The organism is Halostella litorea (genome assembly GCF_004785955.1).
Taxonomy (GTDB): Archaea; Halobacteriota; Halobacteria; order Halobacteriales; family Natronoarchaeaceae; genus Halostella; species Halostella litorea.
On sequence record NZ_SJER01000005.1, the window covers coordinates 1 to 12,790 of the forward strand.

13 protein-coding genes, 1 tRNA gene and 1 rRNA gene are annotated in these 12,790 nt (G+C 67.4%); 8 read left to right on the forward strand and 7 right to left on the reverse strand.

The genetic code is table 11. From position 1 onward, the window contains the following. Positions 1-91, reverse strand: a 16S ribosomal RNA gene (locus EYW40_RS14745); the annotation flags it as partial. A 676-nt stretch (positions 92-767) separates the two neighbouring features. Here EYW40_RS14745 and EYW40_RS14750 point away from each other — a divergent pair. After that, positions 768-1,376: a transcription initiation factor IIB family protein gene (locus EYW40_RS14750; RefSeq protein WP_135822428.1), complete on the forward strand. Its 609-nt coding sequence runs from the start codon at positions 768-770 to the stop codon at positions 1,374-1,376. On the opposite strand, the gene EYW40_RS14755 is transcribed toward EYW40_RS14750, so the two are convergent. After that, complete coding sequence (locus tag EYW40_RS14755; RefSeq protein WP_135822429.1) at positions 1,373-2,152, reverse strand: GTP cyclohydrolase III; 780 nt, start codon at positions 2,150-2,152, stop codon at positions 1,373-1,375. The genes EYW40_RS14750 and EYW40_RS14755 overlap by 4 nt on opposite strands. A gap of 120 nt (positions 2,153-2,272) precedes the next feature. On the opposite strand from EYW40_RS14755, the gene EYW40_RS14760 reads away from it, so the two are divergent. The 4 genes from EYW40_RS14760 to gdhB all read left to right on the forward strand — a co-directional run bounded on the left by EYW40_RS14760 (position 2,273) and on the right by gdhB (position 7,156). Continuing rightward, a complete protein-coding gene (locus EYW40_RS14760) occupies positions 2,273-2,665 on the forward strand; it encodes a pyridoxamine 5'-phosphate oxidase family protein (protein WP_135822430.1) in 393 nt (130 codons plus the stop codon). A 118-nt stretch (positions 2,666-2,783) separates the two neighbouring features. Then, a complete protein-coding gene (locus tag EYW40_RS14765; protein ID WP_135822431.1) occupies positions 2,784-5,633 on the forward strand; it encodes a bacterio-opsin activator domain-containing protein in 2,850 nt (949 codons plus the stop codon). 81 nt (positions 5,634-5,714) lie between these two features. After that, a complete protein-coding gene (locus tag EYW40_RS14770; protein ID WP_135822432.1) occupies positions 5,715-5,855 on the forward strand; it encodes a rubrerythrin-like domain-containing protein in 141 nt (46 codons plus the stop codon). A 14-nt stretch (positions 5,856-5,869) separates the two neighbouring features. Continuing rightward, positions 5,870-7,156 (forward strand): glutamate dehydrogenase GdhB, encoded by a 1,287-nt coding sequence (gene gdhB, locus EYW40_RS14775; protein ID WP_135822433.1) that lies wholly within the window; start codon positions 5,870-5,872, stop codon positions 7,154-7,156. 82 nt (positions 7,157-7,238) lie between these two features. Here the strand turns inward: gdhB and EYW40_RS14780 are convergent, their stop codons facing one another. Then, entirely contained in the window at positions 7,239-7,784 is a 546-nt protein-coding gene (locus EYW40_RS14780) for a hypothetical protein (protein WP_135822434.1), read from the reverse strand. A 359-nt stretch (positions 7,785-8,143) separates the two neighbouring features. Here EYW40_RS14780 and EYW40_RS14785 point away from each other — a divergent pair, with 359 nt between their 5' ends. After that, complete coding sequence (locus EYW40_RS14785; protein ID WP_135822435.1) at positions 8,144-8,344, forward strand: DUF7557 family protein; 201 nt, start codon at positions 8,144-8,146, stop codon at positions 8,342-8,344. Then, positions 8,341-8,736, forward strand: coding sequence for a PIN domain-containing protein (locus EYW40_RS14790; protein ID WP_135822436.1), 396 nt, complete (start codon positions 8,341-8,343; stop codon positions 8,734-8,736). The genes EYW40_RS14785 and EYW40_RS14790 overlap by 4 nt, the downstream gene beginning before the upstream one ends. A gap of 53 nt (positions 8,737-8,789) precedes the next feature. Here the strand turns inward: EYW40_RS14790 and EYW40_RS19670 are convergent. From EYW40_RS19670 to EYW40_RS14800, 3 genes are all read right to left on the reverse strand, one after another. Then, positions 8,790-8,966 (reverse strand) — tRNA-Trp (locus EYW40_RS19670). Positions 8,967-9,064: 98 nt separating this feature from the next. Continuing rightward, positions 9,065-9,289, reverse strand: a complete 225-nt coding sequence (locus EYW40_RS14795; protein ID WP_135822437.1) for a DUF5795 family protein — start codon at positions 9,287-9,289, stop codon at positions 9,065-9,067. 34 nt (positions 9,290-9,323) lie between these two features. Beyond that, a complete protein-coding gene (locus EYW40_RS14800) occupies positions 9,324-10,208 on the reverse strand; it encodes a DUF5794 domain-containing protein (RefSeq protein WP_202614560.1) in 885 nt (294 codons plus the stop codon). A gap of 350 nt (positions 10,209-10,558) precedes the next feature. Here EYW40_RS14800 and guaB point away from each other — a divergent pair, with 350 nt between their 5' ends. Next, positions 10,559-12,055, forward strand: a complete 1,497-nt coding sequence (guaB, locus tag EYW40_RS14805) for an IMP dehydrogenase (RefSeq protein WP_135822438.1) — start codon at positions 10,559-10,561, stop codon at positions 12,053-12,055. 154 nt (positions 12,056-12,209) lie between these two features. Here guaB and EYW40_RS14810 read toward each other — a convergent pair whose 3' ends face one another. Beyond that, the gene (locus EYW40_RS14810; RefSeq protein WP_135822439.1) at positions 12,210-12,728 is read right to left on the reverse strand and encodes an SHOCT domain-containing protein; all 519 of its coding nucleotides are present in this window, start codon (positions 12,726-12,728) and stop codon (positions 12,210-12,212) included. Positions 12,729-12,790 lie beyond the last annotated feature (62 nt).

The window sequence follows — 12,790 nt, forward strand, 5'->3', positions numbered from 1 at the left end:
CGGAGCTATTCGCCACGAGTATGAACTCGTGCGACTAGCATGGCTAAATCGGACCCCGATAGCAATGGCCTCCGGCAGGATCAACCGGAATGTTCCCGGCCACAAGGGCCGGGGGGCTTGGCGGGTACACTCAGAGAGTGTACACCATATTGCGTGGTCCGTGCTCGGTGCCCACCGAACCGCTGACCGGCCGGGTGGCACCGAACTACCAAGGCTAACATCAGATCCCATCGTGTACGGCGGACCGCAGGGGTGGAATCCTCATCTCCTTCCGGACTTCTTTGTAGGCCGGGACGGGTACATAAACCCGTCGAACCGGCCCGGCGAGCGTCGGCCGCTCGCTCGAAGTCCCGGGCGGCGATTGCCGCCCACCGCTTCGGATGTAAACGTAGGGCGCGACGGGTACATAAACCCATCGGACCTACCTCGACGGGAACCGACCCGTCGAGACCCCGACACGGCGAAGTGATCCATGCCGTGTCGGGCTCCGGTTCGGACTGTATCGTACCGGATGAAGAGTACATAAACCCTGTCATCCGGAACGCGTCCGAATCCGTCCGAAGCGTACGGGGAAGGTCGAGGTTCGTCTCGCCTTCCGCGTGTGGTTCGTCGCACTCTATCCGAGGCCCGTCTATCATAAAAGGCCGTCGGATCGTCGGCTATCGCATGAACGACCGTCGGGGATCGCGGAAAGCTATCATTACCGACGAAAGAGATAGATGCCTGGGGGGCGAACCCCCGGTGAACACGTCGGTTCGTAGGTAATCATGGATATCGACGCGCTGCGCGAACGAGGCGACGAGCGGATCCGTACCGTCGCTGACGCGCTCGACCTGCCCGAGACCGTCTGTGAAACGGCGTACGCCATTCTGCATCAGGTGTACACCGACGAGACACAGCAGGGACGTTCCTGCGAGGTGATCGCGACCGCCGCCCTGTACCTCGCGTGCAAGCGAGAGAACGTCCCGGCACATCCCCGCGAAATAGCCGCCGAGGCGGACGTCTCCGAAAAACTGCTGTTCCGACGCTCGAAGTGGATACAGTCCGAACTGGACGTTCGGATCCAGTCGTTCAACCCCACCGCGTACGTCGACGAGTACTGCGACCGCCTCGGGCTGGCGGCGGAGACGCGCGAACTCGCCCGGAACATCGTCACCGTGACGACGGACCGGGGGCTCGCCTCGGGGAAGTCGCCCCGCGGGTTCGCTGCGGCCGCGGTGTACTACGCCGCGACGATCCGCCGCGAGGAGTGTACGCAGAGCGACGTCCACGAGATAGCGGACGTGAGCAAGATAACGATCCGGAACCGGTATCAGGAACAGGCCGAGGCCGTCGGCGACCTGGTGACCGACACGGGCGAACTCGCCGTCAACTAGTCACCGAGGACCGGTTCGCTCGCGCGCTCGACGCGGGTGCCGTCGTACCGGCACTTCTCCAGCGCGTGTTTGGCCGCCATGCCTGCCTCATGTGCGTTGTCGGCCCGGCCGACGCCGACCTGCAGGTCGACGTCGACGGCCTCCGAGACGTGCTCGATGGCCGCCTCGTACTCGCCGGTCGAGAGGTTCGGGCAGGCGGCGATGACGTTGTCCCCGCCGACGAAAAACGCCAGGGAGTCGTGTTCCTCGCGCATGTGTCGCATGAGCGCCGCGTACCCCTGCTCGATGGTGATGAAGGAGTCGAACGCGTTGAGTTGGTCGGTGTACTTCCCGGTCGCGTCGATCACGTCGAAGTGAGCGATCTGCACGTCGTCGTCGCGGCGGTCGGTCTCCGGAACCGGTGTGCCCCGAAGGATCTCGCGGCGGCCCTTGTCCTGGGCGCTCCCGGCGTCCTGAAGCTGTTCCGTCGCGGTTTCGAGCGCGTCGATGGGGGCCGGCGCGGCGGCGATGCTGAGGCTGACCGAGACGGGATAGCGGTTGCCGATGGACTCCTGTACGCGTGCGTGCGCGTCGACGTCCAGGCCGTTGGTCACGGCGATCATGTTGTCGAACCGGGTGAAGAAGACGTAGCCGTCCCGGTTGCCGATGAGCTGTGAGAGGTCCGCGTAGAGGCGTGACTGGAGGGTCTGGAGGTCGACCTCGCGGCGCGGCTCCGGCGTCACCGTCCACGGTCCGTAGTTGTCGATCTGAATGAGCGTAACCTGTGTGTTGGCCACGGTTGTCCCCCCTACGGGGTACTCACTTATTGCACTATTGAATGACAACAGCCCGCCGGACGGGCGTGAATCGCCGCGCCGACGCCCGATTTTAACCGGGCAGGGGTCGTAGGTCACGGCGTGACCGACGCCGTTCCACCGGAGGCCGCGGACCTGCTCCGGAGCGAACCGCTGATGGCCCACCTGGCGACGAGCGTGGACGACCGACCGCACGTCGCGCCGGTCTGGTACGTGTACGACGACGACGTCGTCTCCCTCGTCACGTCGGGCCGGAAGCTGGCGAACGTCCGCGAGAACCCGCGGGTCGCGCTCTCCGTCCAGAAGGACAAGGGCGGCGACGCGCAGTGGGCCGTGTCACTGCTCGGCACCGCGACGGTCGTGGAGGACGACGCCGCCTTCCACGAGGCCAACCGCCGGATCAACGCGAAGTACGGGGCCGACGAGGACGCGTACGGCGGGAACACGCTAGTCAGGGTCGACGTGGGGTCCGCAACGTACCGCACCTACGACTGAGCGCCGATCGCCGATTTACGTTTCGAGGCCCGTCGGCGATCCGACGCGACGGCCCGTGCCGGCGGCGCGCCGGCGACCGAGAGGCAAGTTTTTCCGCCCGTGTCGCCCACCGACGGGCATGAACGCGACCAGGGGGACGGACGACCCGACGTTCCGGGTGCTGTTCGTCGGACCGCCGGAGTGGCGGGCCCGCGCGGAGCACGCGCTCGACGGCGTCGACGGTGCCCGCGGCGAATCGGTCCGAACCGCACAGGCGGCGGCGCGGTCGCTGTCGGCCGGCGACCAGTACGACTGCGTCGTGAGCGCCGCGGAACTCGCCGACGCCACGGGGCGGGAGTTCGCGGAGCGGGCGGCCGTTCGGGACGCGGACCTCCCGGTCGTCCTCGTGCCGGGGGAGGCCAGCACGTCGGAAGCGGACGGAACCGACGCCGCGGCGACGCTCTCGTGGGTAGTCCCGCTCGACGGGAGCCGTCCGGGACCGACCGGCATCGAAGGGCTCGCGAACGTGCTCGCGCGGGAGCGCGAATTCAGCCGCCGACGGCGGGCCGCCCCGTTCGATGCGGCGTTCGAGGACCCAGACCGGTTCGTCGCGGTGCTTGACGGCGACGGGACGGTCCGAACGCTCAACGACGCCGCGGAGGCGTATCTCGACGCGTCGGCCGACGCGGTCGCGGGGAAGCGGTTCTGGGCGCTCCCCTGGCGCGACGGGCAGCCGGCGCGCCGGGCCATCCAGCGTGCGGTCAAGCGTGCCGGGGACGGGGAGTACACGACGTTCGAGGGCACGCTCGCGGCGGGGGACGCGGACGACGGTTCGACCCTCGAGTTCCGCGTCCAGCCGGCCGGCGACGACCCCGACGCCGTTCTCGTCCAGGGCGAGAACCGCGCCGAGCGGGACCAGCTTGAGGCGGAGCTGCGGTCCTCCGAGGAACTCCACCGCGTGACGCTGAACAACATGACCGAGACGGTGCTGGTCACGAACGACGACGGGGAGTTCACCTACGTCTGTCCGAACGTCCACTTCATCTTCGGCTACACCGCCGAGGAGATCCACGAGTTCGGGACGATAGACGAACTGCTGGGGAACGACCCGGCCGACCCCGACCGGCTCGCCGACGAGGGCGTCGTCAGGAACGTCGAGCACACGGCGACGGACAAGGACGGCGAGGAACACACCTTGCTGGTGAACGTGCGGAACGTGTCGATCCAGGACGGAACGCGGCTGTACAGTTGCCGGGACGTCACGAAGCGGAAACAGCGGGAGCGGGCGCTCACGCAGGTCCAGCGGACGAGCCGGGAGCTCCTGTACGCGGAGACGAAGGCCGCGGTCGCAAACAGGGTCGTCTCGGACGCGACGACGGCGCTGACTGGCGGCGGGGCGGTGCTGTACGGCTTCGACGGCGACGAGAACGTCCTCTACCCGATGGCCGCGTCGGACCGGGTCCGGGCGGCGCTGGGGCCGTTGCCGGACGCGAGCCTCGGTGGGCGGTCGCCCGTCGGGGCCGCGTTCGTCGAGGAGCGGACGACCGACCTGGACGAGTCGGGCGACCGACCAGGCGGCCCGCTGGCGAGCCTCGCGGACCTGACCGCGATACCGCTTGGCGACCACGGCGTACTGGCGGTCGGGGCGGTCGACGGCGCCCTGAGCGCGGTGGACCGGGAGGTCGGCGAACTGCTCGCCGCGACGGCGGAGGCGGCGTTCGACCGGCTGGAGCGCGAGCGCGAGCTACGGGAGCGGGACGCGACGCTGCAGGAGCGAAACCGCCGGCTCTCGGAGCTGAACCGGGTCAACGAGATGATCCGGGAGATCGACCAGGCGCTGGTCAACGCCGAGACGCGCGAGGGGATCGTCGAGGCGGTCTGCGAGCGGCTGTCGGCCGAGGACCGCTTCGCGTTCGCCTGGGTCGGCGAGCCCGCGGCGCACGGCCAGCGCCTGCGGCCGCTGGAGTGGGCCGGCGACAACAGGGAGTACCTGGACGCCGTCTCGCTGTCGACGGCCGAGGCGGGGACGCTCCCGGAGCCGGCGGTCCGGACCTGCCGGGAGCGGACCATGACGGTCGTGCCGAACGTCGCGGACCGCCTCCGCGAGGCCGGCTGGTGCAAGGAGGCCGTCTCGCGGAACTTCGACTCGGCCCTCTCGATCCCGCTGACATACGACGGCGTCCTCCTCGGAACGCTGGCCGTGTACGACGACGAGCCGGACGCCTTCAGCGAGACGGTGCAGGCGGTGTTCAGCGAACTCGGCGACACGATCGGGGCGGCGATAAACGGCATCCAGCGCAAGGAGGCGCTGCAAAGCGACACCGTGTTCAGGCTGTCGTACCGGATCGAGGACCGCTCGGCGCTCCTCCACCGGGTCGCGGCGGCCGCCGACTGCACGCTCGAACTGAGAACCGAGGTGGCCCGGTCGGACGGCGCGACGCGTCTCTTCCTCGCCGTCACGGACGCCGACGCCGAGGCGGTCGTCGAGGCGGCGGCCGCGCTCGTGGACGTGACCGACGCGACGGCCGTCCGTTCGACGGACGACGGCGGCCTCGTCAGCCTGACGGTCCGGGACGGGGCCCTGAGCGCCGCCCTGGCGGGCCACGGGGCGACGCGGCGAACGCTCGAAGCGACGTCGCGGGGGATCGACCTGGTGGTCGACGTCCCCGATGCCGCGACGGTGCGGGCGGTCGACGACCTGCTCTCCGGGACGTTCGCCGACGTGGAACTCGTCGCCCAGCGGAACCGGACGCGACCGTCGGCCCCGGAGGAGCCGGGGGCCGACCTGCTGACCGACCGGCAGGCGGAGGTCGCGCAGGTCGCTTACCACAGCGGCTTCTTTGAGGCGGACCGCGACGTGACCGGCCGCGACGTCGCGGCGACGCTCGACATCTCGCATACGGCGTTCTACGACCACGTCAAGCGGGCGGAGCGAAAGCTGTTCGCGGCGCTGTTCGAAGGCGGCGACAGCTCCGAGTGGGTTGAATAGTAACCCACCGAAGTGATGCAGTAGTTTACTATTCAGCTTCACTCCCTATGCCGCGGCGGATACAAGCAATACTCGCAACTCATGGACCGCGACGTACGCCAGGGCGCGAAGTCGGAGTACGAGTGTCTCGGGTGCGGCCACCGCGTCTCGACGGGTGGTCACCCGGTCGAGTGCCCCGAATGCGGAGCAACTATGCGTAACCGGGGTACACCCTTCGAGTAGCGACCAAGCAACCGATGACATCGCAACAAGCCACCGAACCCGAACCCGACGAAACGGACCACGAGTCCGCCCTCGAAACCGCCCGCCGACAGCTTCGCGAGGCCGCGACCCACGTCGACGTCGACCCCGGCGTCATCGAACGGCTGCGACACCCGACCCGCGTCGTCGAGGTGTCCGTGCCGCTCGAGCGCGACGACGGGAACGTCGAAGTGTTCACCGGCTACCGCGCCCAGCACGACGACGTGCGCGGGCCGTACAAGGGGGGACTGCGATACCACCCCGACGTGACCGCCCAGGAGTGCGTCGGCCTGTCGATGTGGATGACCTGGAAATGTGCCGTCATGGACCTCCCCTTCGGCGGCGGGAAAGGCGGCATCGTCGTCAACCCGAAGGACCTCAGCACGGGCGAGAAGGAGCGCCTGACCCGGCGCTTCGCCGAGGAGATCCGCGACGAGGTCGGCCCGAAACGCGACATCCCCGCGCCGGACATGGGCACGGACGCGAAGACGATGGCGTGGTTCATGGACGCCTACAGCATGCAGCAGGGCGAGACGACGCCGGGCGTCGTCACCGGCAAGCCGCCGGTCGTCGGCGGCAGCTACGGCCGCGAGGAGGCACCCGGCCGCAGCGTCGCCATCGTCGCCCGCGAGGCCATCGACTACTACGACAAGGATATCGGCGAGACGACCGTCGCCGTCCAGGGGTACGGCAGCGTCGGCGCGAACGCCGCCCGCCTGCTCCAGGACTGGGGCGCGAAGGTCGTCGCCGTCAGCGACGTCAACGGCGGCGTCTACGACACCGACGGCCTCGACACGCACGCGATCCCGTCCCACGACGAGCAGCCGGAGGGCGTCATGGGGCAGGACGCCCCGAACACGGTCACGAACGAGGAGCTGCTGGAGCTCGACGTGGACGTGCTGATCCCCGCCGCCATCGGCAACGTGATCACCATGGACAACGCCGGCCGGATCGACGCCGACATTGTCGTCGAGGGGGCCAACGGGCCGACGACTTCCGGCGCGGACCGGATCCTCGACGAGCGCGACGTCCCGGTGATCCCCGACATCTTGGCGAACGCCGGCGGCGTCACCGTCTCCTACTTCGAGTGGCTGCAGGACATCAACCGCCGGAAGTGGTCCGAGGAACGCGTCAACAGCGAGCTCGAATCCGAGATGCTGTCGGCCTGGGAGGACGTGCGGGCGGAAGTCGAGGCGGGCGACGTGAGCTGGCGCGACGCCGCCTACGTCGTCGCGCTCAACCGGATCGGCAAGGCGAAGGAAGCGCGCGGGCTCTGGCCCTGACTGCAGGCAGTTCGTCGTTGCCCGCGTCCGGGTCCCTGAACTGGTAACCGTTCAACGATTAGAACGAGAGGGGACAAGTGAATTAGCTTTCAATGACTGCCATGATCTCGACGCGGGCAACGTCATCGTCTAGATTCGACGGCGGCTGAGCCTCTCCAGCCTCTGTATTATCGATGCAAAGGACGTAGTCGTCGGCCGGGATATCGGTACTGATCCTGTCGCCGATCGAATCTAAACTACTCCCTGAACTCGCGTACCGGAATCGGTTACCGTCCTGGTAACTGTTGAACTCCTCTTGGTCAGTGAGGATAACGTCGACGTTCGGCCCATTTCGGACGGTGAACTCGTAACTGAGCGTTGCCTCCTGGTTGAGAGTGAATGTCCAGTACCGGTATTCATCCTCGGACACGTCGACCGTATCATCGACGAGTGTATTCGTCTGAACGCTTTCGGTTGTATCCGGGTTGTTTGATCCGCCACCGCTCTCCCCGCCGCCATTGAAGTTGTTGCCCTGGTCTCCGCCTCCGTTCTGGGTAGTGTCAGCGTCCTCGTCATCGGATATGCATCCGGCAAGCAGGGCGGCACTTGAACTTGCGAGAAAGGTGCGCCGTTGGATGGATTTTCGCATACGTTCTGACACCACAGCGAAAGGAAATAAAACCTCGTTGTCTGCGTGCTTGATTGGTTCATTGAATCTCTAGAGGCGTATCGTACAGGACAGTTAGAGAAGAGATGACAGATTCAGATATCATTCCTCTCTCAAACTCCGACGTGGGGACCTGTCGTTCGGATAAACCCGTGAGGTGGGGCGTGTTCGGGGTCCCGCGACCGGTGCGACGGGTCCGAACGTCTACTGTGCCGTCGCTGCGGGCGATACTCCATCAGCGCTGGCAACGGCCGCCGAGAGCGTAGTGGTGTCCGGCGAGTAACTGCCGGATCCGGTTTCGCGGCGAAACACCTACCCATCTGTATACACAACGTATACTCATGAGTTCAACGATCCGCGTGTCCGACGACACGAAAGACAAGCTCCGGCACCTGAAACGCGAGGACGAAACCTGGGACGAACTCCTCGACCGGCTCGCCAACGAAAGCCGGTCGATGAATCCGGGGGCATGGGAGGGGACCGGGAAAGCCGAGAAGGCCCGCGAGGCCATCAAGCGGTCACGGGAATCGTTCGGTCGATGACCTTTCTCGACAGCTCAGTCATCATCGACTATCTAGATAACGTCGACGAGGTCGTCGAGTTCGTCGACTCGGAACCACAGCTTCGCACCTCGGCGATCTGTCTGTACGAAGTTCTCGCCGGGGAACTGTACACCAGCGGCCCGACCGACATAGCTGGCACCCGGGAGAACTTCGGCCGCGTAGTCGTTCTGGATCTCACCGAATCCGTCGCGCTCGAAGCCGCAAAGCTACAGGATCACCTACTCGATATCGGTGAACCGATGGCCCCCCGCGATGTTATGATCGCTGCCTCCGCATACTCGGTCGGTGATGAACTCGTCGTCGCCGATTCCGACTTCGATACCGAGTATCTGACCGACCTGATGACGGTCACGAACCTGCGTGGGGAGTAATCCGCGATCACGGATCGGCGGGCCAACGTCTCGCTGTTCGTATAAGAACGGTATGGGGTCGGAGGGATTTGAACCCCCGATCGACTGATATCTCCGGCGCGCCTCGGTACCCCAGAGGGTCGTCAACGCGACCGATGATCAGTCGGCCGCTCGGTATATCAGTCTGGGATGTCGTCACCGGGCGCAGTACCTCTGGAGTCAGTCGCCATGCCGGGCTTGGCCACGACCCCTCGGCTCTTCGTTAGCCGGAGTTCCGTAAAGTGGTTTCGATTCGGGAGCGGGCGGTCCCCGGCGGCAGCGAAGCACGCCGGCGTCACAGTCGGTCCTCTCAGCTCCGGTCCGTCTCGGCCCAGTCGCAGTCCTGACACTTGTAGCCGGTGACGAACTCCGTCACCGACGGCATGTACCCGACGGCGAGCACGTCGCCGCCACACTCCGGGCACTCGCGGTCGGCGTCCTCGATCGGTTCGGCCTCCATGACCGATTCGCCTTCGACCAGTTCGGCGAGCGACTCGGCCGTCACCATGCGGCCCTGCACGACGCGGTTGCTCATGGGCGAGCAAGCGGCCGCGGGAAAGTAAGGGTTCCTAAAGCCAGGGAGCGCGACCCTCCGTCGAGACGGGCGCGTCGGCGGGTTCGTCCGCCTCGTCGGGGCCGTCCTGCCCCCCGTCGGCCACGGCCCCCTCGTGTCCGGGGACGTCCGCGGCGGGCGGGGCGTCCTCGGCGTCGGCGTCGTCGGCCATCGCGTCGCCGCCGGGTTCGAACGCGAACAGCCCGGTGACGACGAGGACGGCCAGCGGCGCGTTGCCGTAGGGCATGCCCAGCAGCGACAGCGGCAGGAGGCCGAGCGCGACGGCGCTCCCGAAGCGGAAGCGGTCGATGTCGACCTGCCGGCGCAACACCGGCGAGAGCAGGGCGACGAGGAGCGCGAACCCGACGCCGACGCCGGCGGCGGCCACCGCGCGGGCGACCAGCATGGCGTCGGGCACGAGCACGAGCTCCGCGCCGGCCGGTTCGAGGCTGGCGACGAGGCCGAGGCCGACGATGACCGCCGGCCGCGGCAGGTACTCCCCGACGCGGGCGCTGGCGGTCTTGGCCGCGACGGCGGCGATGACCAGCGCGGCGAACCGCTCGAACAGGTGCAGGTTCAGGACGCTGCTTATCGTCGGGGCCAGCGCCGCCTCCACTGCGGCGACCGCAAGGATGACCGCGCCGACGAGCATCACCACGCGGGCCTGCTCGCGGGGGGTGCCGTCCATCTCCGCGAGGATGACCGCGACCGTGGCGCTCCCGCCGAACACGAGCAGGCCGACCTGCAGGATGCCGCCGACGCTGTCGACGGCGCCGGCAAGCACGAGCGCCGGGAAGATGCCGTCGATGAGCGGCAGACACATCACGGTGGCGAGCAGCTTCGTCGGACCGCTCACCTGTTGCTCCAGGCGAAGGGCGATCGGGTGTTGGGACGTACTCATGCGCGGTTAGCCGGGATGGCCGTACCCCGTGGCCTGCGGGTGGTGTGAACCGCGATAACGACGCGTGCCGTGCGGCCGCCAGCGGGCCCGGAGGTTCTCCGCCGGTTTGAAGCCCGTCACAAAGCGTGTAAAGAGGATGCCGGAGTCGTCGCTCGTCCGACCGGCGTTACGCTCTGCGATGGAACAGGCGGAATCCATACTACATGATCGAACAGGTGGAGGGATAAGTATTGCGTGGGACGTGTCCCCACGTTGCCCGGAAACGGCCGCGTGAGGCCGTGACGTGGTGTATCGCCCCACGACGAGCCCCGACACGCAACGTTTTTGGGCGACCGTTGCCGACAGTTTACATGGCGAACGACGTTCCTGACGACGGCACCTTCTCCGAGAAGCTTCGCGTACCGGAAGCGCTGACGTTCGACGACGTGCTTCTCCGCCCCAAGGAGAGCACCGTCGAGCCGGACGAGGCGGACCTCTCGACGCGGGTCTCCACGAACGTCGAGCTGAACGTCCCGGTGCTGTCGGCCGCGATGGACACCGTCACCGAGAGCGAACTGGCGATAGAGATGGCCCGTGAGGGCGGGCTCGGCGTCCTCCACCGCAACATGGACGTCGACGAGATGGTCAGACAGGTCGAGCGCATCAAGCGAGCCGACGAATTGATCATCCGCGATGTCGTTACGGCCAGCCCCGAGCAGACGGTCCGGGACGTCGACGAGATGATGAACCGCGAGGGGGTCAGCGGCGCGCCCGTCGTCGACGGGGACGACCAGGTACTCGGGATCATCTCCGGCACCGACATCCGCCCGTATCTGGAGGTCGGCGACTCCGACGAGGTCCGCGAGGCGATGACCGACGAGGTGATCACTGCCTCCGAGGACGTGACCGCGCGCGAGGCGCTCGAACTGATGTACGAGTACAAGATCGAGCGCGTGCCGGTCGTCGACGACGGGAACCGCCTCGTCGGCCTCGTGACGATGCAGGGCATCCTCCAGCGCCGCGAGTACGACAACGCGGCCCGCGACGACGACGGAAAGCTCCGCGCCGCGGTCGCCGTCGGCCCGTTCGAGATGGACCGGGCGACCGCCGCGGACGACGCCGGCGCGGACGTCCTGTTCATCGACTGCGCGCACGCGCACAACCGAAACGTCGTGGAGGGCGCACGGGAGATCAAGGAGGCGGTCGACGCGGACGTCGTCGTCGGCAACGTCGGCACGCGCGAGGCTGCCGAGGACCTGGTCGACTTCGCCGACGGCCTGAAGGTCGGCATCGGCCCGGGGAGCATCTGCACCACCCGCGTCGTCAGCGGCGCGGGCATGCCCCAGATCACCGCCGTCGCGCAGGTGGCCGACGTCGCCAGCCGGCACGACGTGCCCGTCATCGCCGACGGCGGCATCCGCTACTCCGGCGACGCGATCAAGGCCATCGCCGCCGGGGCCGACGCCGTGATGCTCGGCTCCTATTTCGCCGGCACGGACGAGGCCCCCGGCCGCGTCATCACGATGAACGGCAAGAAGTACAAGCAGTACCGCGGGATGGGCAGCGTCGGTGCGATGCAGGGCGGCGACGACGAGAACCGCTACCTGAAGGAGGCCCCGGAGGACGACGAGGAGTACGTCCCCGAGGGCGTCGAGGCCGCGAAGCCGTACAAGGGGAGCCTGGCGAGCGAGCTCTACCAGCTCACCGGCGGGATGCAAAGCGGCATGGGGTACGTCGGCGCGGAGACGATCCCCGAGTTCAAGGAACGGTCCGAGTTCGTCCGCGTCTCCTCGGCCGGCCAGCGCGAGAGCCACGCCCACGACGTGGTGATCACGGACGAGGCCCCGAACTACAGCCCCGACGAGTAACGCGGACGGCCCTACGACGCCGATTCGCAGAAGGCCGTTTCGAAGTCCGTCATGCGCGCGGGATCCTCGCGCCTCGATGAGGAACGTATTCGGACGACTGCAGTCTGGTCGTCTGCCCCATCGGCCGTACGGTGAGGCACGGCTGCCGCCGACGCTACTCCAGCAGTTCCGCTTTCTTCGCCTTGAACTCCGCCTCCGTGAGAACGCCCTCCTCTTCGAGTTGCTTGTAACGGCGCAACTGCTCGGGCACGCCGACCGTATCCGACTCGCTGTCGGGGGATTCCTCCGCATCGTCCGGCGTGAGGACGTACCCTAGCGCGCCGCCGAGTGCGAGCGCCACGCCGCCAAGCAGGCTCACGTAGAGGCCGATCGCGGGGTCCGTCGTGAGCGCGATCGACTGCCCCGCCGGGAGTTCGTCGAGGCCGTTGAAGACGTTCAGCACGACGATGAGTACGAGCAGCCCCATCGAGACGACGACCGCTTGCTCGGGGGGTCTCCACTCCCGAAAGGCGATCACCCCGAGCGCTATCGCGCAGAACGTCACCGCGAACAGTCCCTGCCCCTGAACCCCCGAGACGGTGGTCTGTCCGCCGACGACTACCCACGGCAGAAACGCGCCGACGACGGTGAGTACCCCGCCGACCACCGAGACGTACTTGCCTACGTTTGTCATCTCCCTGATAGAGACAGGTCGGGTACAAAACCGCACCGGGACGAGCACGCCGCCTAAGCGTC

What these genes read in the sequence shown, in the direction of transcription:
- EYW40_RS14750 (WP_135822428.1), top strand. Translation starts at nt 768, where the DNA reads ATGGATATCGACGCGCTGCGCGAACGAGGCGACGAGCGGATCCGTACC.
- EYW40_RS14765 (WP_135822431.1), top strand. Translation starts at nt 2,784, where the DNA reads ATGAACGCGACCAGGGGGACGGACGACCCGACGTTCCGGGTGCTGTTC.
- EYW40_RS14770 (WP_135822432.1), top strand. Translation starts at nt 5,715, where the DNA reads ATGGACCGCGACGTACGCCAGGGCGCGAAGTCGGAGTACGAGTGTCTC.
- gdhB (WP_135822433.1), top strand. Translation starts at nt 5,870, where the DNA reads ATGACATCGCAACAAGCCACCGAACCCGAACCCGACGAAACGGACCAC.
- EYW40_RS14780 (WP_135822434.1), bottom strand. Translation starts at nt 7,784, where the DNA reads ATGCGAAAATCCATCCAACGGCGCACCTTTCTCGCAAGTTCAAGTGCC.
- EYW40_RS14785 (WP_135822435.1), top strand. Translation starts at nt 8,144, where the DNA reads ATGAGTTCAACGATCCGCGTGTCCGACGACACGAAAGACAAGCTCCGG.
- EYW40_RS14790 (WP_135822436.1), top strand. Translation starts at nt 8,341, where the DNA reads ATGACCTTTCTCGACAGCTCAGTCATCATCGACTATCTAGATAACGTC.
- EYW40_RS14795 (WP_135822437.1), bottom strand. Translation starts at nt 9,289, where the DNA reads ATGAGCAACCGCGTCGTGCAGGGCCGCATGGTGACGGCCGAGTCGCTC.
- EYW40_RS14800 (WP_202614560.1), bottom strand. Translation starts at nt 10,208, where the DNA reads ATGAGTACGTCCCAACACCCGATCGCCCTTCGCCTGGAGCAACAGGTG.
- guaB (WP_135822438.1), top strand. Translation starts at nt 10,559, where the DNA reads ATGGCGAACGACGTTCCTGACGACGGCACCTTCTCCGAGAAGCTTCGC.
- EYW40_RS14810 (WP_135822439.1), bottom strand. Translation starts at nt 12,728, where the DNA reads ATGACAAACGTAGGCAAGTACGTCTCGGTGGTCGGCGGGGTACTCACC.